Annotated in this window: 22 protein-coding genes and 1 pseudogene; 13 read left to right on the top strand and 10 right to left on the bottom strand. The window is 37.3% G+C overall.

Annotated features, from left to right (window positions below; all coding sequences use genetic code 11):
- Positions 1-236: 236 nt before the first annotated feature.
- Positions 237-1520 (bottom strand): purine/pyrimidine permease, encoded by a 1284-nt coding sequence (locus C568_RS0118580; RefSeq protein ID WP_018782399.1) that lies wholly within the window; start codon positions 1518-1520, stop codon positions 237-239.
- Positions 1521-1614: 94 nt separating this feature from the next.
- On the opposite strand from C568_RS0118580, the gene C568_RS0118575 reads away from it, so the two are divergent.
- The 3 genes from C568_RS0118575 to C568_RS0118565 all read left to right on the top strand — a co-directional run bounded on the left by C568_RS0118575 (position 1615) and on the right by C568_RS0118565 (position 3334).
- The gene (locus tag C568_RS0118575) at positions 1615-2607 is read left to right on the top strand and encodes a potassium channel family protein (RefSeq protein WP_018782398.1); all 993 of its coding nucleotides are present in this window, start codon (positions 1615-1617) and stop codon (positions 2605-2607) included.
- A 6-nt stretch (positions 2608-2613) separates the two neighbouring features.
- Positions 2614-2901 (top strand): YwdI family protein, encoded by a 288-nt coding sequence (locus C568_RS0118570; protein ID WP_018764884.1) that lies wholly within the window; start codon positions 2614-2616, stop codon positions 2899-2901.
- A 64-nt stretch (positions 2902-2965) separates the two neighbouring features.
- Positions 2966-3334 (top strand): DUF423 domain-containing protein, encoded by a 369-nt coding sequence (locus tag C568_RS0118565; RefSeq protein ID WP_003202398.1) that lies wholly within the window; start codon positions 2966-2968, stop codon positions 3332-3334.
- 35 nt (positions 3335-3369) lie between these two features.
- Here C568_RS0118565 and gerQ read toward each other — a convergent pair whose 3' ends face one another.
- The 4 genes from gerQ to hemQ form a co-directional block, all read right to left on the bottom strand.
- Entirely contained in the window at positions 3370-3822 is a 453-nt protein-coding gene (gene gerQ / locus C568_RS0118560; RefSeq protein ID WP_018782397.1) for a spore coat protein GerQ, read from the bottom strand.
- Positions 3823-3848: 26 nt separating this feature from the next.
- Positions 3849-4271 (bottom strand): cell wall hydrolase, encoded by a 423-nt coding sequence (locus C568_RS0118555; RefSeq protein WP_003202402.1) that lies wholly within the window; start codon positions 4269-4271, stop codon positions 3849-3851.
- Positions 4272-4469: 198 nt separating this feature from the next.
- Entirely contained in the window at positions 4470-5747 is a 1278-nt protein-coding gene (locus C568_RS0118550) for a serine hydrolase (RefSeq protein WP_029427496.1), read from the bottom strand.
- Positions 5748-5940: 193 nt separating this feature from the next.
- Positions 5941-6684 (bottom strand): hydrogen peroxide-dependent heme synthase, encoded by a 744-nt coding sequence (gene hemQ, locus C568_RS0118545; protein WP_006096706.1) that lies wholly within the window; start codon positions 6682-6684, stop codon positions 5941-5943.
- Positions 6685-7064: 380 nt separating this feature from the next.
- Between hemQ and pta the strand changes: the two genes are divergently transcribed.
- Complete coding sequence (pta, locus tag C568_RS0118540; RefSeq protein ID WP_003202407.1) at positions 7065-8036, top strand: phosphate acetyltransferase; 972 nt, start codon at positions 7065-7067, stop codon at positions 8034-8036.
- 32 nt (positions 8037-8068) lie between these two features.
- On the opposite strand, the gene C568_RS0118535 is transcribed toward pta, so the two are convergent.
- Positions 8069-8914 (bottom strand): lipoate--protein ligase family protein, encoded by an 846-nt coding sequence (locus tag C568_RS0118535; RefSeq protein WP_018764888.1) that lies wholly within the window; start codon positions 8912-8914, stop codon positions 8069-8071.
- 41 nt (positions 8915-8955) lie between these two features.
- On the opposite strand from C568_RS0118535, the pseudogene C568_RS36305 reads away from it, so the two are divergent.
- Positions 8956-9177: pseudogene (locus C568_RS36305) on the top strand (lipoprotein BA_5634 family protein); the annotation flags it as partial.
- Positions 9178-9356: 179 nt separating this feature from the next.
- Here the strand turns inward: C568_RS36305 and C568_RS0118525 are convergent.
- Positions 9357-10022, bottom strand: coding sequence for an RsfA family transcriptional regulator (locus tag C568_RS0118525; RefSeq protein WP_006096703.1), 666 nt, complete (start codon positions 10020-10022; stop codon positions 9357-9359).
- A 452-nt stretch (positions 10023-10474) separates the two neighbouring features.
- Here C568_RS0118525 and C568_RS0118520 point away from each other — a divergent pair, with 452 nt between their 5' ends.
- The 6 genes from C568_RS0118520 to C568_RS0118495 all read left to right on the top strand — a co-directional run bounded on the left by C568_RS0118520 (position 10475) and on the right by C568_RS0118495 (position 16493).
- Complete coding sequence (locus C568_RS0118520) at positions 10475-10699, top strand: DUF1450 domain-containing protein (RefSeq protein WP_003202417.1); 225 nt, start codon at positions 10475-10477, stop codon at positions 10697-10699.
- Between the two features lie 325 nt (positions 10700-11024).
- The gene (locus tag C568_RS0118515; RefSeq protein WP_003202419.1) at positions 11025-12080 is read left to right on the top strand and encodes a FecCD family ABC transporter permease; all 1056 of its coding nucleotides are present in this window, start codon (positions 11025-11027) and stop codon (positions 12078-12080) included.
- A complete protein-coding gene (locus C568_RS0118510; RefSeq protein WP_018764889.1) occupies positions 12077-13093 on the top strand; it encodes a FecCD family ABC transporter permease in 1017 nt (338 codons plus the stop codon). Before C568_RS0118515 ends, C568_RS0118510 begins: the two co-directional genes overlap by 4 nt.
- A 15-nt stretch (positions 13094-13108) precedes the next feature.
- A complete protein-coding gene (locus C568_RS0118505) occupies positions 13109-13921 on the top strand; it encodes an ABC transporter ATP-binding protein (RefSeq protein ID WP_003202423.1) in 813 nt (270 codons plus the stop codon).
- Positions 13922-14121: 200 nt separating this feature from the next.
- The gene (locus C568_RS0118500; protein ID WP_018782394.1) at positions 14122-15063 is read left to right on the top strand and encodes an ABC transporter substrate-binding protein; all 942 of its coding nucleotides are present in this window, start codon (positions 14122-14124) and stop codon (positions 15061-15063) included.
- A gap of 125 nt (positions 15064-15188) precedes the next feature.
- The gene (locus C568_RS0118495; RefSeq protein ID WP_018782393.1) at positions 15189-16493 is read left to right on the top strand and encodes an HD domain-containing protein; all 1305 of its coding nucleotides are present in this window, start codon (positions 15189-15191) and stop codon (positions 16491-16493) included.
- A 41-nt stretch (positions 16494-16534) separates the two neighbouring features.
- Here the strand turns inward: C568_RS0118495 and C568_RS0118490 are convergent, their stop codons facing one another.
- Positions 16535-16720 carry a 2-hydroxymuconate tautomerase gene (locus tag C568_RS0118490; RefSeq protein ID WP_001147172.1) on the bottom strand — a complete coding sequence of 62 codons (186 nt, stop codon included), beginning with the start codon at positions 16718-16720 and terminating at the stop codon, positions 16535-16537.
- 112 nt (positions 16721-16832) lie between these two features.
- Here C568_RS0118490 and C568_RS0118485 point away from each other — a divergent pair, with 112 nt between their 5' ends.
- Both C568_RS0118485 and C568_RS0118480 read left to right on the top strand, forming a co-directional pair.
- Positions 16833-17507 carry a site-2 protease family protein gene (locus C568_RS0118485; RefSeq protein WP_003202430.1) on the top strand — a complete coding sequence of 225 codons (675 nt, stop codon included), beginning with the start codon at positions 16833-16835 and terminating at the stop codon, positions 17505-17507.
- 25 nt (positions 17508-17532) lie between these two features.
- Complete coding sequence (locus tag C568_RS0118480; protein WP_003202432.1) at positions 17533-18042, top strand: YwhD family protein; 510 nt, start codon at positions 17533-17535, stop codon at positions 18040-18042.
- Positions 18043-18184: 142 nt separating this feature from the next.
- Here C568_RS0118480 and C568_RS0118475 read toward each other — a convergent pair whose 3' ends face one another.
- Together C568_RS0118475 and C568_RS0118470 are read right to left on the bottom strand one after the other, a co-directional pair.
- Entirely contained in the window at positions 18185-20236 is a 2052-nt protein-coding gene (locus C568_RS0118475) for a transglycosylase domain-containing protein (RefSeq protein WP_018782392.1), read from the bottom strand.
- Between the two features lie 85 nt (positions 20237-20321).
- Complete coding sequence (locus tag C568_RS0118470) at positions 20322-21047, bottom strand: glycerophosphodiester phosphodiesterase (protein WP_018782391.1); 726 nt, start codon at positions 21045-21047, stop codon at positions 20322-20324.
- Positions 21048-21117: the final 70 nt, after the last annotated feature.

Here is a 21117-nt window from a genome sequence, read left to right as displayed (position 1 = left end):
TTCCTGCCACCACGCCAAGTTAAAACAAAGGGAGAAAATGAGTGCAGGTCATCTTTTGTTTTTAAAGCAGTAATGTATATGTGAAAAACCAAAAACCTGATTGGTGATGGAAGTTTCATTTTATATAGTGAGCCTGATCACTGTATTGTTAGTATATATTATCATGGGCATATTGCCCATGATAATTCTATCGTAACAACTCTGAAAGTAGAGTGCAATAATGGAAGTTTTCCAATTTACGATGGTTGTTTTTCCTTTGAACGGGAAAATAAAACTTCAAGCAAAATAGCCATGACAGAACCAAGTACAAGGCCATTGCTTAAAAATGATGCTAAAAATGGTGGCAGGGTCGAAAATGCCTGCGGCGGGACAAACATAACCCCGATTCCTGTGAAAAGAGACAGACCAGCGACGCGGAATAAACGCTCTTTATTTTCTACGGTGTCATATTCACGGAAGGCAAGACCAATCATACTTGCAAATACAGGATAAATAGCAGCATATCCAACGGCGACAGGAATAGCGGCGAAGAATGATGTAATCTTTGGAAATATACTAATTACAATAATAAAACTTGACCCTAATAGGAAAGGAAGGCGTTTATAAATATTTGTTGTTGCAATAAATCCAGCTGAACCTGAAATAGCTACTGGTCCAATTGCTGAGAAAAGACCACCTAAAAGCTGATTTATGCCCGTTATAATTCCGGCATGTTTGAATCGATTTTGAACTGCACCTTCTTCATATTTAGAAACAACCTTTTGCACAACACGGATGCTTGCCAACATGTTCGTTAAGAGCAATAGTGTGACAAAGACAACGGTAATTGCCATGTTCCATTCGATACGAGGCAATCCAAACACGAATAGAGACGGTAGACGGATGATATCTGTTACCGGTGTAACCTGATTAGATAATCCGAAGCATGCAAATAGGATCCATCCAAAGACAATGCTGAACAGAACAGAGTATTGTCCAATAATAGGTAGCTTCATAATAAAAAAAGATAGTAAAATAACAATGAGTGAAAGAATAAAGACGTTTGCTTGTACTTCAGTATGTTGTCCATCAAGGCCGAACATTCCTTTTAGAAAAGAACCGCTGAGCTGGGCAACGAGAAGGAATAAATATGTTCCAATTACTGTTGGTGTAAAATAACGGACAAGTTTATCAATAAGTCCAAAAATACTAAGGATAATACAGATGATGCCGCTTAACAGAAATGCGTATTGTAAGACGCGGAGTGTTTCATTATTTGATCCAAATAATACGACACCTAAACTCGCGTATAGTGAGAAGATTCCCCACCAAAGACCGGCTGGCCCTTCTTGAATCGGTAGCCTATGACCAAATATAGCTTGCAGAAGGCCAGCAAAGCCAAGAACAAATAACGTTCGTTGTACAAATGCAATTGCTTCAGCACCTTCAAGGCCATAACTAGCAGCAACACTAATTGGTACAATGAGGCTACCGGCCAAAATAAATAATGCCCATTGCAAGGCAGAAAGAAATGTTTTCATTATATCAACCTCTTTCGTAGATTCCGCTTCTAGTATATACGTATTTCATTTCCTCTGGCAAAGATTGTAGTAGAGAAAAGAGTTGAAGAATGAGATGAATGCACGCAGGCAATTATGGATTGCAGTTATATGTATGTGTTTTGTTGTAGTTCTTGGAACAATCGGATTTATGATGATAGAAGAGATTAGTTTGTTTCAAGCCTTTTGGATGACAATGATTACAGTATTAACGGTTGGATATGGAGATGCAGTTCCATTAACACAAGCTGGGAAGATTTTTGCACTTCTTATTATTCCTGTTGGTGTAGGAATTGTTACATATGCAATCGGGGTAGTAGCGGCAATGATTATTGAGGGGAATTTATTTCATGCAGTGCGGAGGAAGAAAATGGACAAACAAATAGCGCAAATACAAGACCATATTATTGTATGCGGTTGTGGCAGAGTAGGGCTCCAAGTTGTACACGAGTTACAAGAAAAGAATATTCCATTTGTTGTTGTTGATAAAGAAGAAGCAGTACTAGAGAAAGAAAAGCTTTTATATGTACATGGTGATGCCACGGAAGATCAGGTGTTATGTAAGGCGGGAATTACAAGGGCTGCTGGCTTAGTAGCGATTGTTGCAAATGATGCTGAAAATGTATTCATTACATTAACAGCACGAGGATTAAATAGTACAATTAAAATTGTGGCTAGAGCTGAAAAGCCAGAAACGGAAGGGAAATTACGCCGTGCTGGTGCCAATAAAGTTATTAATCCATCCAGTATGGCTGGAATTCATATTGCAAAAGGAATCGCAAATCCGTTAACGGTTCATTATATTGATACGGTACTTTATGGAACAGATCAGGCTTTTGCAATAGAGGAAGTTCAAATTGGCGAAAGGTCTTTTTTAATTGGAAAAACATTGATAGAAAGCAATGTGAGAAATCAATTTGATGTTACAATTTTAGCGATTTTACGAGATGGAAATATTATTCATAATCCAACAGGGCAGGAAAAATTACAAGAACATGATATGATAATAGTATTTGGTCCAGTAGAGAAGCTGGGGCAATTTGAGAAAGAACTACAAAGTACGAGGTGATTAGGAATGCAAATATCGAGCGATAAAATTTTAAATAAAATGGCAAATGAAGTTGCGAAAGCAAAAAATAGTGAAGGACGAAAGGCAAAAGAACATCTTTTAGTGGTTCGTGCTTTATGTGATTTATTATTAGATGAACAGGTTGAAACTTCTGCATATGTAGAGCCAAGGCTACAATCACAAGTTATAACACCACATCCGACGATGACGGTTCAACCGATTGCGGCGGTTTCTGGAGAACCTGTCTATATAAAAGAAGATGGTGCAAATGGTAATTCGTTATTTGACTTCTAAAAGCTAAATTGGTTGGCTAATATGTAAAAATTTCTTATTATAAAGATAAAAAAGGGGAATTCCAATGAAAATTTTCTTCTTATTGGGCTGTATTACAGCCGGGTTATCTGTCGCGTTAGGTGCTTTTGGTGCACATGGTTTAGAAAATAAGGTTTCTGCAAAAATGTTAGAAGTTTGGAAAACAGGTGTTACATATCAAATGTTTCATGCTGGAGGATTATTTGTTGTTGCGTTATTAATGGATAAGATTCAATCTTCTCTTGTAAGCACAGCAGGCTGGTTTATGGTAGCGGGAATTATTATGTTCTCTGGAAGTCTATATGCATTAAGTACGACGGGGATTAAGTTTTTCGGACCGATTACACCACTTGGTGGTGTAGCGTTTATTGTAGGCTGGATTTTACTAGGAACTGCAGTTGTAAAAGGATTATAAAGACAAAAACAAAAGCTGGCAAATGCCAGCTTTTTTTATGGTCTTGGAGCATAGGTTGCTGGTTGGCTAGGTAAATACGTGATTTCTCCAGGGAATTCTACATAATCTAAGTAAATCATAAGTAGTAAGAATCTTTTTCCGGATTTTGGTTCACTGATGACGATGTGATCACGTCCAGCTGCTTCAATAATACCTGTATAGGATTGTGTGCCAAGTGAACTGCCGCGCTCATATGTCATAACAATAGTTGCTGGTTTTCCTTTGTTTAAGCGAAGGATGTTTTCAATATATGATTGCTCTAGTGGGAGCATACCTTGAGATACTGCAAGTTGTGCTTGGGCAGTTTGTTGCTGCATAGTTTGTTGCTGCATAGCTTGCTGTTGCATAGCTTGTTGCTGCTGCGGCGTCATTTGTTGTTGTGGTTGCATATATCCCCCTGAAGGTTGATAAAAACCCGTTCCATAGTATGGATTTTGTTGCTGTGCCATTACAAGTCCCTCCTCGTTTTCATTCCTTAATATACTGCTGGGCAATCCCCGGCGGATGGTTGAAAGAAGCAGTGTTTTTTAAAACGGCCTGAATTTTGTTGATTATACCAAGTTGGTGGACAAGCACCTTCGGGCCTAAAAAACCATAAAGCAAAATTGGCAGGCCAAAAACGTTGCCCTTCAATTGTACGCCTTGCAAGGGCAATGTCCTGTTCACGGGCTCGTTGATAAAAGTATCCTTTTTGCGTTGCTTCAAAACCACCCGGATTTTGATAAACCATTTGGCGTAAATTCCGTATTTGTTTAAAATCTAAGCAATTTCCTCGAACTCGATTTACACCTACATTTCCAACCATCAGCATGCCTTGTTGCCCTTCGCCTTCAGCTTCTGCACGCATGAGTCTAGCTAATAATTTTACGTCTTCTTCTGTATAGTTGATAACGCCCATTATGTCTCACCTCTCTTTATGGATTGCACTAGAGAAAGAGGTTTATTTCTAGATGAATTGTGGAGCAATTACTAGTTCATACGTATGAGGAAAAGGACCCAGATATGACAACCAAACAAAGTTTTAGGGAGGGGAATTTTAGCGTTAGAGGGAGAAAGATAATGAAAAAGCTAGCAAATGTGCTAGCTTTTTTATCAATTAGAATATTTTTGACCACATATTTGAGAAGAAATCACCGATTGATCGCATTGTTAATACGAACCAATTTTCCTTTTCTACTTCTTCTGTTGTTTTTGCAGCGATTTTCATCTTCTTACTTCCGTCTAAGAAACCGTATTGATCAGTTGATTCTAAAACAAGTGAACCTACTTTAGCATCTTTTTTGATTGGCGCAACTAATTTCCCATCTTCGGCAAGTGATTTATCTGCCTCAGTAGAAACTTTATAAGATGGTTTACTTCCTTTTTTTGAGATCACCGTTATCTCTTTTTCAGGTGTCACAGTTACAGTATCTTCTTTTCCTTTTACAACAGAAATTGTATTGTTTTTATCTATTTTTAATTTCTGCTTTTCAAAGTTATTAAATCCGTAATCAATTAATTCGCGTGATTCTGTGAAACGTTCATCCATTGATTTTGTTTTAATAATAACGGAGATGAGACGTAGATCACCGCGTTTTGCAGAAATTGTAAATCCATACCCAGCTGTATCTGAACTTCCCGTTTTTAAACCATCTGTTCCTTCATAAGCAAAAGCAGCACCTGGTAACATCCAGTTCCAGTTTTCCATGCGAATTGGTTTTGGATGGTTATCTGGAAAGTTTCTAAATCTTTGTTTTGTATCCTCTAGTATTTCTGGATACTTTGTAATAATTGTTCTTGATAGAATACCCATATCGCGAGCTGATAAGGAGTTTTCTCCATTCGGATCTGTTCCTTCCGGATGTTTTCCTTTTAAATCAGCATTATTTAATCCAGTCGCATTTACAAATTTATATTTCTTTAACCCTAGTTTTTTTGCGTGTTCATTTGCAAGGTTTAAGAAGTTTTTTTCACTTCCCGCAAGAAGTTCAGCAAGCGCAATGCTGGATCCATTTGCAGAGAAGATAACAATAGAATGATATAATTCTTTAACTGTATATTGTAGGCCTTTTTCGAAAGGAACGTTAGAGAATTCATTATTACGGGAAATTTCATAAGCGTAATCAGAGATGTTTACTTTTGTATCCCATGCTATTTTTCCTTCTTTAATTGCTTCCAAAACGGAGTAAACAACAATAAGTTTTGACATGCTAGCAATAGCTAGTAATTCATCTGGATTTTGCTCATGCAGTATTTTTCCTGTATCTGCATCAAAAAGAATGGCAGCCGCCGCTTCTATATGTATTTTTTCTTCTGCATGGGAGGTTGTTACTCCTAAGGAAGAAAATGACAATAGAAACACTAGTAAAATAGATAAAATTTTCCTCATATACATTATCACCTTCGCATCGTTATTAGCATATAGCTCGCACCATTTTAGCATGATTTTGAATATAAGAAAGTTATAATTTAACAGGGGATTTGACGATTTCTTGTCTAATATTGTTTGAATTTGACGAAAAAATAGGATTTTGAAGAGTTTTGATAGGATATTAAGAAAAAGGAACGAATTTCGTTCCTTTTTTGTACTATACGTATAAAAATTTTGCTACTTTTTCGCGTGGTAAGATGTTACCAACAAAGAATGTTCCGAATTCACCATAGCGAGCACTTACTTCATCAAAGCGCATTTCGTATACAAGCTTTTTAAATTGAAGGATGTCGTCAGCGAATAGCGTTACACCCCACTCGTAATCGTCAAAGCCGACAGAACCTGTAATAACTTGACGTACCTTACCTGCATATTGACGACCAATTTTACCATGGCTGTACATAAGTTTTTTGCGTTCTTCCATTGGAAGCATGTACCAGTTATCATCACCTTGACGACGCTTGTCCATTGGATAGAAACAAATATGATTTGCTTCTGGTAATTCAGGGTATAAGCGTGCTAGGATTTGAGGGTTTTGGTATGGATCTTCATCAGCTGGAAGGTAGTTACTTAACTCAACAACAGATACGTAAGAGTATGCAGGAACCATATATTCAGCTAATGTTGTTTTATTTAATTCTGTTTCAATTTCATTTAATTCTTCCATTGTTGGACGTAAAATCATAAACATAATATCCGCCTTTTGACCAACGACTGTATACATTGCATGACTACCTTGTTTTGAGGATGCGACCTTGTTCCATTTTTCGATGACGTTTAAAAATTCAAACATTGCTTGTCCGCGTTCGTCACTAGATAATGTTTTCCAAGCTGCCCAGTCGATAGAACGTAAATCATGTAAACAATACCAACCATCTAACGTTTTTGCTGCTTCACTCATTCTATTCACCTCAGTTAATGATATTTTACACGTTAACTATAGCATATATAGATTTAAAGTCACCTGTGTAAAGCTTGGGTGCATAAAATTGTCACATTTTAAAAATGCTAGGAAGAGAATATGTATAAATCCATTTTGTTTTCACTTGGCATGGGGTGGGAAAATTTCCTGACTGCTTCTATGCATAGCCGGATGCTCTCTCCCATCTAAAAAGAAAGGTTTTTCATCAATGTTTTATAACAAATTAACCATGCTGAATTTTATGAAAATATAATCATTTTTATTTTACCTATTTTTTAAGAGCTATAAGTTTAAAATATAGATGAAAAGAAGTATTCTTAAAAGTAGAGTTTTTTTAACATTTGTAGGAGGGTTTATTCGTGAGCGATTTATTTACAGCAGTAAAAGAAAAAGTTCAAGGAAAAGGTATTTCTATCGTACTTCCTGAAGGAACTGATGAAAGAATTTTAGGCGCTGCAGAGCGTTTAGCAAAAGAAGAGTTAGTAAAGCCAATCTTAGTTGGGAATAAAGAGGAAATTAGTGCAAAAGCTGCTAGCATGAACTTAACATTAGCAGGTGTTGATATTTATGATCCAGCTACATATGAAGAAATGGATGCAATGGTAGCATCTTTTGTTGAACGCCGTAAAGGGAAAGCGACAGAAGAAGATGCACGTAAAATCCTTAAAGACGAAAACTACTTCGGTACAATGCTTGTATACATGGGTAAAGCACACGGTTTAGTAAGTGGTGCAGCTCATTCTACAGCTGACACAGTTCGTCCAGCACTTCAAATCATTAAAACAAAACCAGGTGTTACAAAAACTTCAGGCGTATTCATCATGGTACGTGAAGATGAGAAATATGTATTCGCTGATTGCGCAATCAATATTGCACCAAACAGCCAAGATTTAGCTGAAATTGGTATTGAAAGTGCGAAAACTGCTGAGTTATTCGGCATCGATCCACGTGTTGCAATGTTAAGCTTCTCTACAAAAGGTTCTGCGAAATCTCCAGAAACAGAAAAAGTTGTAGAAGCAACTCGCATTGCGAAAGAAATGGCTCCTGAATTAACATTAGACGGTGAGTTCCAATTTGACGCTGCATTCGTACCATCTGTAGCTGAGAAAAAAGCACCAGGTTCTGTTATTAAAGGTGATGCTAACGTATTTGTATTCCCAAGCTTAGAAGCTGGTAATATCGGTTACAAAATTGCACAACGCCTAGGTAACTTTGAAGCAGTGGGACCAATCTTACAAGGCTTAAACATGCCAGTAAACGATTTATCTCGCGGTTGTAACGAAGAAGAAGTGTACAAGCTAGCTTTAATTACAGCAGCTCAAGCACTATAATTAAAAAGCCCCGCTATATAGCGGGGCTTTTATTACTTTTCGAGATCAAGTGCTTTATTATTGCGATCGATGATACGTTGTAAATTCATTTCGTACAAAGGAACTTCATCAACTGTTAATTGTGATGGTGTTAATTTGGGTGCGAAATGCTGTAATGTTTTTAACAGGCGCATCATTAAGTCTTGAACAGTAATCGTTTCACCAAGTAGTTCAGACAATGAGGCCATTGTACTTGGAACAATTTCAGGATACGTGAATCTTGTTTCTTTTCCTTGAATTGCTAAGTTGTAGAAATCACGAACAAGTGCCGCGCGTTCGGAGCCACTGCCTGTAGCACATAAATAAATTTGTACGGCAATCCCTCCGCGAATGCGGCGCTGTGAAATACCTGCGAATTTTTGATCACGAATACTTAAATCATAGCTACCTGGACAATAAGAGCCAACGATTTCTTTTGCCTCGATATCGACATCGTAATCTTTTAACATTTCTTTAATTAAATGCCACATCGTATCGTATCCAAGATCGATATCAATTCCTTTTTCTGTTTCTTGGAATAGAAGTGATATATTTAAAACCCCTTCATCAAGTACGACTGCAAGACCACCTGAATTGCGGACAATGACATGGAAGTCGTTCTTTTTTAAAAAGGAAATCCCCTCATTTAAATGAGGAAGGCGAGAATCTTGAATGCCAAGAACAATTGTATTGTGATGAACCCAAGAGCGCATTGCTGAAGCAGATGTACCATTTCCGATTGTTGTACATAGCGTATCATCCATTGCAAATGACTGTAGAGCATGAAAAGTCTGGCCTAAACTAGACTGATCCACGATACGCCACTCTGGTTGAGATAAAATCGAACGGGAATTGCTCATATAACTAACCCCTTATCTATAAAATGACAATCTTTATTATAGCAAACATGGAGCAAAATGATGTAGTAGTTGACGGAAAGAAAATGAAATATGAAGGTAATGTAATTATTGGCGATGCACGTAAATATGCAGATATGTACGCAATCGTAAGCGATGTAGCATATCAAACAATTAGTCAGTCAGTAAAAACAATTGGGGTAGTAGCATGTAAAGGAAATCCGAAAAAAAGAGATTTCCCAGATATAAAGAGAGAGTCTAAAATATATAAATTTATTTTGATTTTTCAACATATAAGTCGCTACCTCGAAGAACAAAAGGTGACCTGCACTTGCTCTCTCTCACCTAAAGATTAGGTTTTATGTCGGTTTTTCAGTTTGTACTTATATAGAAGAAGCTTATATGATTGAATCAAAATAAAAAGGATGCGTTCATCGCATCCTTTTTATTCTGCAATTTTTTCTAAATTACCGTTTCGATCCATGCGAAATGAGGTTTGCGTTTGCTCTTCATCATCCATTAATGCTAATTTACGAGCACGGTTCATAATATTCATGAGTGTTTCGTAGTCTTCTTGTACTGTATTAGATTGTTGTTCTAGCTTTTCTAGTTTCTTCTCTAATTCTTCATTTCGAAGCATTTGCGCCTTAATTTCTTGTTTCAATCTCACATTCTCATTTTCAAGAGCTGTTACTTTTACGCTTGAAGACCCTACCGTTTGTAAAAAGTAAATTACATCTTGCATTGTTATAGAGGTACTAGATACAGCTGGTTCCGAACGTGGAACGGTGTTATTTACGACTGGCTCTTCATCGACTGTAATTACTGCTGAAGCTGATGGCGTATAAAGCAGGCGTTTTTTCGCATGTTCACCACTAGCAGCTCTCATTTTATCTTTTCGATGTCTTTTTGCTAGTTGCAGCGCCTGTTCATAGCTATAACGAACGACAGCATTCCAACGAAAACCACAAGCAGCTGATGTGCGATTTAACTGATCGCCAACTTCTTCAAATGCATTTAATTGTGTACTTCCTTCTCGAACATGACGTAGTACGGTTTCAGCGAGTAATAAATCATCTTCGTCTGTCCAAGCATCTTGTCTTACTTTCATAGATTCAACTCCCTTTCTTTTTATAAACTTCCTATTTTTATAATGGACAAAAGAAATTGCTTTTATACAAAGCTTTTAAAAATATGGTAGATTTTGATAAAGAAGAATTTCTATACAAATCCATTTTGATTTTCCAACATAAAAGTCGCGGTTATGAAGATGCACTCGTTTTCTCTCTTTGTTTTTACTTGGCATGGGGCAGGAGACCGCGCCTATGCATGGCCGGATGCTCTCTCCTACCTAAAAAGAAAGGTTTTTATATCGTTTTTTTAATTTGTACTTATATATGTGGATGAATTGTGCTTATAAAGAGAGGGATAACGAGAAAATATTAGAAATGAATCGTACAGAGGAAAACTTGCATCAACCTTCAAAGAGGGGTAAAATACCATTTAGTGTTTATTTTTAAATGTACTTGTGAAAAGTTGAAAATAGAGGAAGTGTTATATAGAATGGGAAATGAATTTCGTGTGTGTGATGATTGTCAGGCAACGAATATTAAGACGCTGATACCACGACTCAAAAAGGTAGATTCATGTGCAAATATCGAAGTTGGATGTCAATCATATTGTGGACCGGGACGTAAAAAGTCGTTCGCTTTTGTTAATAATCGTCCAGTTGCAGCACCAAATGAAGATGAACTGATTAAAAAAATTGAAGCAAAACTAAATAAATAAGAAAAAGAAGAGTAAACAATCTACTCTTCTTTTTTTATGTTCTAAAAAAGAAAAATTATTTTTAAATAAGGAAAGGTAGAGGACTGTTATTGGGTCATTTACTAGTGGATAAACTTCCTATTATGATATCGGTTTCGTATGAACTACATTAGTTTTATATTGCAAAATAATGGTTGACAGCCTTTTGTAATGGTAGGTAGAATAGAAAATGTGATTCTGATAATCATTATCAAAAGGGGTAGATACACCCAATTTTCTTTTTGCTGTTTCTTGAGAATAAATCTCATTTTGTTAAATATATGTTGTTGGTTAGGATGGTTGAGGGATGGAAGCTAGTGCGAGGAGTATAGAACAACAAGAAGTAAATGTGAAAGAGATTAAGAGCAGACCGCTTATTGCTTCTATTATTTTAATAGCGGGAACAATTTTATTAGCTTTAAGTATGGCAACTTCAATTTCATTTGGTGCAGCGGATATTAGTTTAAAGACTGTATGGCAAGCTGTCTTTCAGTTTGATGGTTCTTTGACGCATCATAATGTGATTTGGGAGCTGCGCATGCCTAGAGCAATTGGCGGTGTTGTTGCTGGTGCGTTTTTAGCGGTATCCGGTGCCATTATGCAAGGAATGACGCGAAACCCGCTCGCATCTCCATCATTAATGGGGATTACTGATGGGGCTGTGTTTGGAATTGCAATTATGTATGCGTTTTTTCCAAATTCACCGTATTTAATGTTTGTTATCGCTTCTTTTGTTGGAGCAGCATTTGGTGCAAGTATTGTATACGGCATTGGAGCTTCTTCACCAGGAGGATTAACACCTGTTAAGTTAGCGTTAGCTGGAGCGGCAATTAGTGCTTTACTTGGGGCTATTTCATCTGGAATCGCTTTGTATTTCAATCTTGCTCAAGAGGTGAGTATGTGGAATGCAGGCGGTGTTGCTGGTGTGAAGTGGCAAAGCATTGATATGTTATTGCCGATTGGACTTATTTGTCTCGTTATTGCGATTATGATGTCCAGGTACATTACAATCTTAAGTTTCGGTGAAGAAATTGCGATTGGACTTGGACAAAATACAACATTAATTAAATTTATCGGAACTGTACTTGTTCTTGTTTTAACAGGTTCAGCCGTATCTATGGCAGGATCCGTTGGGTTTGTTGGGCTTGTAATCCCCCATATGACACGTTTTCTTGTCGGTTCAGATTATAGATGGGTTATTCCATGTTCTGCTATATTAGGCGGATTGTTAATTGAATGTGCGGATATGTTATCTCGTATTATTAATCCGCCGTTTGAAACACCAATCGGTGCGATTACAGCACTAATTGGCGTTCCATTCTTCCTCTACTTAGCACGTAATGAAGGGAGAGGAAAAATGTGAGAACAAGCGTCTTAACAAAAAAGAACATTTCAATTGTAACGATTTTGGCTGGATTAATCTTTTCAGTATTCCTTATTAGTTTAAATACAGGAACGTTTAAAATTCCACCAATGGATGTGTTAAAGTCATTGGTCGGGCTAGGAGCAGAAGATCAGTCCGTTATTTTATTCGAATTTCGTATGCCACGTATGGTTATTGCCATCTTAGTTGGTTCAGCATTAGCGGTATCCGGTGCCATTATGCAAGGATTATCACGAAATCCACTTGCTGATCCTGGAATTATTGGTATTAATGCCGGGGCGGGATTGACAGTTGTTGTTTTCGTATATTTCTTTTTTGGAAAAGTCGGGACGGGTACACTTCTATCTGTATTCATTCTTCCATTCTTTGCATTAGTTGGTGCAGTGTTAGCAGCAGTTATCATTTATGCACTGGCATGGAAGGACGGCGTTTCATCAACTCGTTTAATACTTGTCGGTATTGCAGTAGCAGCTGGGTTTAGCGCTGTTAGCTTAATTTTTTCAATGAAAATGACATCGAATGATTTCCGGTTTGCAACGATTTGGTTAGCGGGAAGTTTATGGGGAACAGATTGGAAATTCGTATTAAGCGTACTTCCATGGATGCTCATCTTTTTACCAATTGCGATTCGGAAAGCGCATGTGTTAAATGTAATGAATTTAGGAGATGCAGCGGCAGTTGGACTTGGTGTAAACGTAGAGAAAGAAAGACGAAAATTATTATTCATTGCTGTTTGTTTAGCGGGAGCATCTGTTGCGGTTGCTGGTGGAATTGGTTTTATTGGTTTAATGGCACCGCATTTAGCAAGGCGACTCGTTGGCGGAAAGCATCAAATTATGTTGCCTACAGCGGCATTAATTGGAACGCTCTTGCTGTTATTTGCAGATTTAATTTCACGAAGTGTGTTAACGACATCAGAAATACCGGTCGGTCTTGTTATTTCTGTAATTGGTGCACCGTATTTCATTTATTTACTTATGAGAACAAAATAAAGGGAGGCATTTTGTATGGCAACTTTAGCGGTTGATTCGGTATCTGTTGGTTATAATGAAGGATTAATTATTGATGGATTGTCAGTTGAAATTCCAGAAGGGAAAATTACAACAATTATTGGGCCGAATGGATGCGGAAAATCCACATTGTTAAAAACAGCTTCTCGTATTTTGAAAGCAAAACGAGGTACTGTTTACCTAGATGGAAAAGCAATTGAGAAACAGCCAACAAAAGAAATCGCAAAGAAAATGGCGATTTTGCCACAAACTGCAGAAGTGCCAACTGGTCTTACTGTGTTTGAACTTGTTTCTTATGGCCGTTTCCCTCATCAAAAAGGGTTTGGCACGTTGAAGGAAGAAGATTATCGCTACATCCACTGGGCACTTGAGGTAACAGGGATGACAGAATTTGCGAATCGTTCAGCAGAAGCCTTATCGGGTGGTCAACGTCAACGCGTTTGGATTGCAATGGCTCTTGCGCAAGGTACGGATTTACTCGTACTAGACGAACCAACTACATACTTAGATATGGCTCACCAACTGGAAGTATTAAATTTATTAAAAAAATTAAATCAAGAAGAAGGCCGCACAATTGTCATGGTTATTCATGATTTAAACCATGCTTCTCGTTTTTCAGATCATATGGTTGCTTTGAAAGCTGGTAAGTTAATGAAGCAAGGGACACCAGATGAAGTAATGACAAGTGAGACGCTTCGCAATGTGTTTGAAATAGAAGCACAAATTGTTCCATGTCCTGTAAACTGTAAACCAATTTGTTTAACATACGATTTAATGATGATTAATAATCAGTTACGTGAGAAAGCATAGATGGAATCTTCCCCTCTTACTTTGATAGAGGGGAGGGATTCTAATGGACGTTGAGCTTCTCATTCGAGCTGGTAAGTTGAACGCCCGTTAGAACGGGTTACATATAACGATTGATAAATATATATTAATAAATTGTTGGTTGTAGTTTCTTATAGTGATATGTAGCTTATAAGAGAAATACATCCAGAAGGAGTGGGAATATGAAGAAATTCAAAGCGACGTTACTAGCAATGGTACTAGTAGTTACTTCTGTACTATTTGCAGCTTGTTCTTCTGATAAGAAAGAAGACAAGAAAGCAGATGCGAAAGTTGAAGAGCGCACTGTACAACATGCAAAAGGGGAAATTAAAATTCCTGCAAATCCAAAGAAAATTGCTGACCTTAGTGGTTCAACAGAAGAATTATTAATCTTTGGAATGAAACCAATCATTACTGCAAATACGTCTCAAGAGAAAATCGATGCACATATTGCAGATAAATTAAAAGATGTAAAACCAGTTGGCTCTGCATGGGGCGATAAAATTAACATTGAAGCAGTAGCTGCTGCAAAACCAGATTTAATTCTTGTGAACAACCGCCAAGAAAAAATTTATGATCAATTATCTAAAATTGCACCAACAGTTATGTTAAAAACTCCATTAGATCAATGGCGTCCCAAGTTTGAAGAACTAGGTAAAATCTTCGGTAAAGAAAAAGAAACAACTGCATGGTTCAAGGAATATGATGAAAAAGCAAGTAAATTACACGATAAAATCGTTGCAAAAACTGGTGATGCGAAGTTCATGAAGATGGCTGCATATCCAAATGCATTCCGTGTATATGGTGACTACGGTTACGGTAGCGTACTCTTTAAAGATTTAAAATTACCAGCTGTTCAAGGTACACCAACTGATAAACCGCTAGTACAAGTACAAAAAGAAGCTTTAATTGATTACAACCCAGACTACTTATTTGTATTTACAACTGGTGATGGTTCTCAGCGCTTAAAAGAATTCCAAGAAGAAACAATTTGGAAAAACATGAACGCTGTTAAGAACAACCACGTATTCACAATCAAAAACGAAGACCTAAACAAAGGGTACTTCCCACTTGGTAAAGAAATGATCTTAGACGAAATTGCTGAGTTTGTTTTAGGAAAATAATATATACAGAAAATCACTTTCGTTTTGGCGAAGGTGATTTTCTGTATATAGGGGAATTTTATGCATTTCTATAGTCTTTCGTTTATAATAAAGATAAGAATGTAGTAAGGAAGGAGGGTGTCGATATGGTATATTTAAACGACAAACTCAGCGAAACAAAAGTGTTTAAAGACCCAGTACATAAATATGTACACGTGCGTGATCGCGTAATTTGGGATTTAATCGGAACGAAGGAATTTCAACGTTTGCGCCGTATTAAGCAGCTTGGAACGACATTTTTTACATTTCATGGTGCGGAACATAGTCGCTTTACTCATTCATTAGGTGTATATGAGATTATTCGTCGTATGATTGATGATGTGTTTGATGGCAGACCAAATTGGAATGCAGAAGATAGATTATTATGCTTATGTGCAGCGCTCTTGCATGATGTTGGACATGGTCCGTTCTCACACTCCTTTGAAAAAGTTTTTTCATTAGATCATGAGAAGTTCACACAAAAAATTATTGTTGGTGATACGGAAATCAATGATGTACTCGGCCGCGTAGACCGAGAGTTTGCACAAAAAGTAGCAGATGTTATTGCGAAAACGTCTGATAATAAATTAGCAATTAGTATGATTTCTAGTCAAATTGATGCAGATCGTATGGATTATTTATTAAGAGATGCCTATTTTACTGGTGTGAAGTACGGGAATTTTGATATGGAACGTATATTGCGTGTCATGCGCCCATACGGAAATCAAGTAGTAATTAAAAATAGCGGTATGCACGCTGTTGAGCATTATATTATGAGTCGCTATCAAATGTACTGGCAAGTGTATTTCCATCCGGTAACGCGCAGTGCAGAAGTTATTTTAACAAAGATTTTACACCGTGCGAAAACATTGCATGAGCAGTATTATACATTTAAGTATCATCCTGTTCATTTCTATTCTTTATTTGAAGAAGAGGTAACAGTAGAGGATTATTTAAAGCTAGACGAGAATGTAATGTATTATTATTTCCAGGTATGGCAAGATGAAGATGACCAAATTCTAAGTGATTTATGTCGCCGTTTTATGAACCGAAATCTCTTTAAATATGTAGAGTTTACAGAGAATCATGGTTTAGATAATTGGATGGAATTAAGTAGTTTATTTAAAAAGATTGGACTCGATCCAGAGTACTATTTAGTTGTTGATTCAACATCGGACTTACCATATGACTTTTACCGTGCCGGAGAAGAAGAAGAGCGGCTTCCAATCTTGCTTCTTATGCCAAATGGAGATCTCAGAGAGCTTTCGCGTGAATCTGATATTGTAGAAGCGATTACTGGTAAGAAGAGAAGGGATCAAAAACTTTTCTATCCGCATGATTTAATCTATGAAGATGGAAGAAAAGGAAAATATAAAGAGAAAATTATTGAGTTATTAGAAGGAAAGAAATAAGAAGCAGTCATAGGACTGCTTCTTAGTAAAGAAAACTGAAATTATTTGTCGCTTAAGCGTTTTCCGCCAACTGCATAATGATTTTTAGACATTTCTTCGATGAAAACAACGATGTTTTCTTCTGGAGCACCAGTTGTTTCGCTTACTGCTGTTGTTACTTTCTCAGCAAGAGCTTTCTTTTGTTCTTCTGTGCGTCCTTCTAGCATTTTCACTGTTACGTATGGCATGTACAATCGCTCCTTTTATGTAAGTTACAATCTTATTATAACGGATTCTAAGGAAGAACAATTGGAAAAACAAATATTTTCTTTTTTTGACATAATGAAGAGGAGATGAAGTATGGATCAGTTATTTAGATATCCACTGCACCAAATTCCACTGGTAGCAATGGCTATTATTATCGCGTTGTCTATGCATGAATTTGCACATGCATATGTTGCATATAAGTTTGGTGATGATACAGCGAAAAGGCAGGGGCGTTTAACTTTATCACCAATGTCTCATTTAGACCCGATCGGAATGATTGCAGTATTAATTCTTGGGTTCGGTTGGGCACGTCCGGTACCTGTTAACCCTTATAACTTTAAAAGACCACGTCTTGCTGGTGTACTAGTTTCTATTGCAGGACCGATTAGTAACCTAATCTTAAGTGCTATCGGTTTAATCATTTGGTACAGTTTGTTAAGGTTTGGAGTACTAGATGCCATCCCATTTGCGGTGGCGGATACATTAGGTCAATTCTTCCAAATTTTTATTGTTCTGAATATCGTTTTATTTGTTTTTAACTTATTACCGATTCCACCGCTGGATGGATATCGTGTAATTGAAGACTTAGCACCGGCAAATGTTCGTGCGAAAATGACGCAATATGAGAAATATGGAGCAATTGCTTTATTGATTCTTGTTATTACACCGCTTGACCGTTATACAATTCAACCAATTTTCAGTGTAGTAATCCCGCACGTACTAGGATTTTTACAAAGTATTATTGCACCTATATTTGGGCTAATGTAATACATGAGTGAGGAGGAGTTTACATATGACAGAGAAAAAGAAAAAAATCGGTTTTAATATTGTGAAGAATGATTCAACAGATGGGCATGGTGGCTTTGGTGTTGGGGCGTTAAGTTTAGAAAATATTTCACCTGTTTTTGTAGATGTATTAGAGCAAACTGCATTTGTTGATATTGGTGCGATGCATGCGCGTAGTACTGTGGAAAAAGGGATTAAGTTTTTAACAAATAAAGATGAAGTTCCAAATGGAAAACCGTATTGGCTTGTGTGGGTAACAATTGAGAGAACGGCAAAAGGTGCTTACTATGCAGGTGTAACAGCTTGTGAGATGACAGTTGATCGTGAAATTCGCCGTGGTTATAAATCACTTCCAGAGCATGTAAACAAAATGGATAAATCATTAAAACGTTACATCATGGTTGACCATATGGATGAACCATCTAAGAAGGTGCTTGGTACATTCTTAAAAGAGCATAATGAAGCAATTTGGAACGAGTCTAGTGAAGAATTGCGTCATGCATTATTAGGAGAATAATTTTAAGGCTACCGGGAGAAATTCTGGTAGCCTTTGGTATTTTTGGGGTATGGTAGTATTTCTCTTTATGTCGTATATTGTCGGAACGTCGATATGTTGTGTCGAAGCACCGATATATTGATGCTACAAATAAGATAAGTATTTACCATGGAAAGTATTTTTTCCACCAGCTCTCTTTTTTCTTCTCTTTGCTAGCCTTCTCGAATTCTTCTTTATCATCAATATGATCCATGCAGTATTCAGTCGGTTCTGTTCCTTTTGCAAAATACATTTTCACGGAAACTGGACAGCCTTTCGTTGCGATTTTTCCATTTTCAGGATTGATATTTACAGCAATAATATCACTTGGTTGCTTGAATTCCTTTTTAGGCTGACCCTCTAGTCCTTTTTCCATCGTATCGGCCCATATTTTTTTTGCGTAGCCTTGTTCTGCTGGGTTTGTGATGGATTTTGGCTGATCGTATCCGACCCATACACCTGTTACTATTTGCGGAGTGAAGCCGATCATCCAGCTATCTGTTTCTGTGGAACCAGATTTTCCTGCATACGTACGTGATAGTTTTGGAAGCAGGGATTGTCCTGTAACAGAAGCATACCCACTTAGTTTTTTATTGAACATTCCTGTCATCATTTCTTCCATTACAAACGTATTATTTTTATCGAGCACTTGTTTACTTTCTAAATGTGCATCATATAAAATATTCCCTTCATGATCGACAACGCGGCGAATAAAGGTTGGTTTTACTTGTTTTCCCCCATTGGCAAACATACTGTACGCACCTACCATTTCAATTGGTTTTACAGGAGACGTACCAAGGGCAAGGGATGGTACATCTTTTAATGAACTTATAATCCCAAATTGTTTAGCGGTTTTTGCTAAAGAGTCCTCTCCTAAAAATAAATGTGTTTTCACGGCATATACGTTATCTGATACAGCAAGGGCTTGCGCCATCGTCACAAAATCATCGGCATAGTAGTCTTTATAATTTTTCGGTTTATATTTAGAAACACCGTCTCCTAATGTAAATACTGTATATTCGCTTTTTAAGCGAGTCGCTGGTGTAAATCCTTTTTCGAGTGCAGCATAATATAAAAAAGGTTTAAAGGTGGATCCTGGTTGGCGAGATGCCTGAATCGCTCGGTTAAATTGACTTTCTTTATAATCTTTTCCACCAATAAGAGCTGCTACTTCTCCTGTTTTCGGATTCATTGAGACAAGAGCCGTTTGTATATTAGTTGTTTCTGGAATCGTATCTTTTACAGATTGCTCGGCTATTGTTTGTAGTTTTGGGTCTAGTGTTGTGTAAATATGGAATCCACCGCGCTGTAATGTTTGTTCATCGAGTCCAATATCATGCAGGAGAGAGGAGTGTACAGCGTGTTGGAAATAAGGTGCTATTTCTGCGACTTCTTTTGTTTCTAATGAAGCAAATGTAAGCTTTTCCTTTTTGGCAGAGGAAGATTGCCCTTTCGTAATATAGCCCTGCTCTACCATTTCATCTAAAATGATTGATTGTCTTGTTTTTGCTCGTTCCTCCTTTAAATAGGGAGAATATACGCTAGGGCCTTTTGGGATACCAGCTAACATACTAGCCTCTGCTAATGTCAAGTCACTAGCAGATTTATTAAAGTAAAGACGGGAAGCGGCTTCAATACCATAAGCGCCGTGTCCGTAATAAATCGTATTTAAATATCCTTCTAAAATATGATTCTTGCTGTAATTAACCTCAAGACGAATGGTATATATTGCTTCTAACGCTTTTCGTTTCCAAGTTTTATCATGATCTAAATATAGATTGCGGGCATATTGCTGCGTAATCGTACTAGCACCTTGGACCTTTGCCATTGCTTTTATATCTGCAATGATTGCACCAGCAATTCTTTTTATATCGAAGCCATGGTGATCATAGAATCGTTGGTCTTCAATAGAGAGTGTCGCTTCTCTCACATAAGGAGAGATTTGGTCGAGAGATACGTTATAGCGCTTTTGCATCCCGTTGCTTTGTCCTATTACAGTATCATCATTGGCATAAAAGGTGCTCGTTTGCGGGACAGCGATGGGAGGCGGCCCCATAATCTTTGCTACTATGATGATGATAAAAAACGAAAAAACGAAAAAAAGAATGCATGAAAAAAGTGCGGTGAAGAAAAGACGTTTATATTTTTTCAGTTTTGGATTCACAGTTTGATCCATCTTTTTCATCCCCTCATCGTATACTTTTATTAGTATTGAGGGTTTTTTCGTATTTTAAACACAAAATGAAAAAGAGCCCTTTCAATTAAGAAAGAAGCTCAAAAGCGCGCATTGGCCAATCCGTAATAATTACATCTACACCGTAATCGATCATTGTTTGTAAGTCTTTATTTTCATTGATTGTATAGGGACGGAAAACATAGCCTTGCTGCTGTGCAGTTTGCACAAATTCTTTTGTTAGTAACTGAAAATTTGGGTGTAATCCGGACGCCTCCCTTTTCTTGGCTGCAGCAATTGGATCACTGAGTGGTTCATCGTATAAAATAGCTCTTGGAATTTCAGGTGCAATTTCCGCGAGTAGGGAAACGGAATCATGGTTAAAAGATGAGAATATAATTTGGTTTGAAAGATGATATTCACGAACGAGGTCGACAACCTTTTCTTCGATACCTGGATAGTGGATTACGTCTGTTTTTAATTCAATATTAAGTTGTAAATTTGTCGTAGAGAGCCAAATGAATACTTCGCGTAAGGTTGGAATCTTTGCTTCATGAAAAGAAGGGCTTTTATGGCTACCGGCATCAAGAGACTGTAATTCCACTACTGTTTTTTCAGAAACAAGTCCAATTCCACTTGTTGTGCGATCAACAGTTTCATCGTGAATCACAACAATCTCACCATCTTTCGAAAGGTGAACATCAAGTTCAATGCCATGGGCACCAACACGCTCTGCTTCTTGGAAAGCAATCATTGTATTCTCCGGATGTGTTCCTTTAACTCCGCGATGGGCAAAAATAAGTGGTTTTTTCATCTGAAAATCTCCTTATGAGTTCATTTCTTCCATTATGAAACTGCGACGAGAAAAATACAATCTATATGCC

The sequence above is a fragment of the Bacillus sp. 95MFCvi2.1 genome, assembly GCF_000374965.1.
Taxonomy (GTDB): domain Bacteria; phylum Bacillota; class Bacilli; order Bacillales; family Bacillaceae_G; genus Bacillus_A; species Bacillus_A pseudomycoides.
The sequence above is the reverse complement of the archived record's forward strand: the minus strand, read 5'-3'. Positions and strand labels throughout refer to the sequence as shown.

Excerpts from the sequence above, each read along its gene's own strand:
- C568_RS0118580 (WP_018782399.1), bottom strand. The coding sequence starts at position 1,520 with ATGAAAACATTTCTTTCTGCCTTGCAATGGGCATTATTTATTTTGGCC.
- C568_RS0118575 (WP_018782398.1), top strand. The coding sequence starts at position 1,615 with ATGAATGCACGCAGGCAATTATGGATTGCAGTTATATGTATGTGTTTT.
- C568_RS0118570 (WP_018764884.1), top strand. The coding sequence starts at position 2,614 with ATGCAAATATCGAGCGATAAAATTTTAAATAAAATGGCAAATGAAGTT.
- C568_RS0118565 (WP_003202398.1), top strand. The coding sequence starts at position 2,966 with ATGAAAATTTTCTTCTTATTGGGCTGTATTACAGCCGGGTTATCTGTC.
- gerQ (WP_018782397.1), bottom strand. The coding sequence starts at position 3,822 with ATGGCACAGCAACAAAATCCATACTATGGAACGGGTTTTTATCAACCT.
- C568_RS0118555 (WP_003202402.1), bottom strand. The coding sequence starts at position 4,271 with ATGGGCGTTATCAACTATACAGAAGAAGACGTAAAATTATTAGCTAGA.
- C568_RS0118550 (WP_029427496.1), bottom strand. The coding sequence starts at position 5,747 with ATGTATATGAGGAAAATTTTATCTATTTTACTAGTGTTTCTATTGTCA.
- hemQ (WP_006096706.1), bottom strand. The coding sequence starts at position 6,684 with ATGAGTGAAGCAGCAAAAACGTTAGATGGTTGGTATTGTTTACATGAT.
- C568_RS0118535 (WP_018764888.1), bottom strand. The coding sequence starts at position 8,914 with ATGAGCAATTCCCGTTCGATTTTATCTCAACCAGAGTGGCGTATCGTG.
- C568_RS0118525 (WP_006096703.1), bottom strand. The coding sequence starts at position 10,022 with ATGAAAGTAAGACAAGATGCTTGGACAGACGAAGATGATTTATTACTC.
- C568_RS0118520 (WP_003202417.1), top strand. The coding sequence starts at position 10,475 with ATGGGAAATGAATTTCGTGTGTGTGATGATTGTCAGGCAACGAATATT.
- C568_RS0118515 (WP_003202419.1), top strand. The coding sequence starts at position 11,025 with ATGGAAGCTAGTGCGAGGAGTATAGAACAACAAGAAGTAAATGTGAAA.
- C568_RS0118505 (WP_003202423.1), top strand. The coding sequence starts at position 13,109 with ATGGCAACTTTAGCGGTTGATTCGGTATCTGTTGGTTATAATGAAGGA.
- C568_RS0118500 (WP_018782394.1), top strand. The coding sequence starts at position 14,122 with ATGAAGAAATTCAAAGCGACGTTACTAGCAATGGTACTAGTAGTTACT.
- C568_RS0118495 (WP_018782393.1), top strand. The coding sequence starts at position 15,189 with ATGGTATATTTAAACGACAAACTCAGCGAAACAAAAGTGTTTAAAGAC.
- C568_RS0118490 (WP_001147172.1), bottom strand. The coding sequence starts at position 16,720 with ATGCCATACGTAACAGTGAAAATGCTAGAAGGACGCACAGAAGAACAA.
- C568_RS0118485 (WP_003202430.1), top strand. The coding sequence starts at position 16,833 with ATGGATCAGTTATTTAGATATCCACTGCACCAAATTCCACTGGTAGCA.
- C568_RS0118480 (WP_003202432.1), top strand. The coding sequence starts at position 17,533 with ATGACAGAGAAAAAGAAAAAAATCGGTTTTAATATTGTGAAGAATGAT.
- C568_RS0118475 (WP_018782392.1), bottom strand. The coding sequence starts at position 20,236 with ATGGATCAAACTGTGAATCCAAAACTGAAAAAATATAAACGTCTTTTC.
- C568_RS0118470 (WP_018782391.1), bottom strand. The coding sequence starts at position 21,047 with ATGAAAAAACCACTTATTTTTGCCCATCGCGGAGTTAAAGGAACACAT.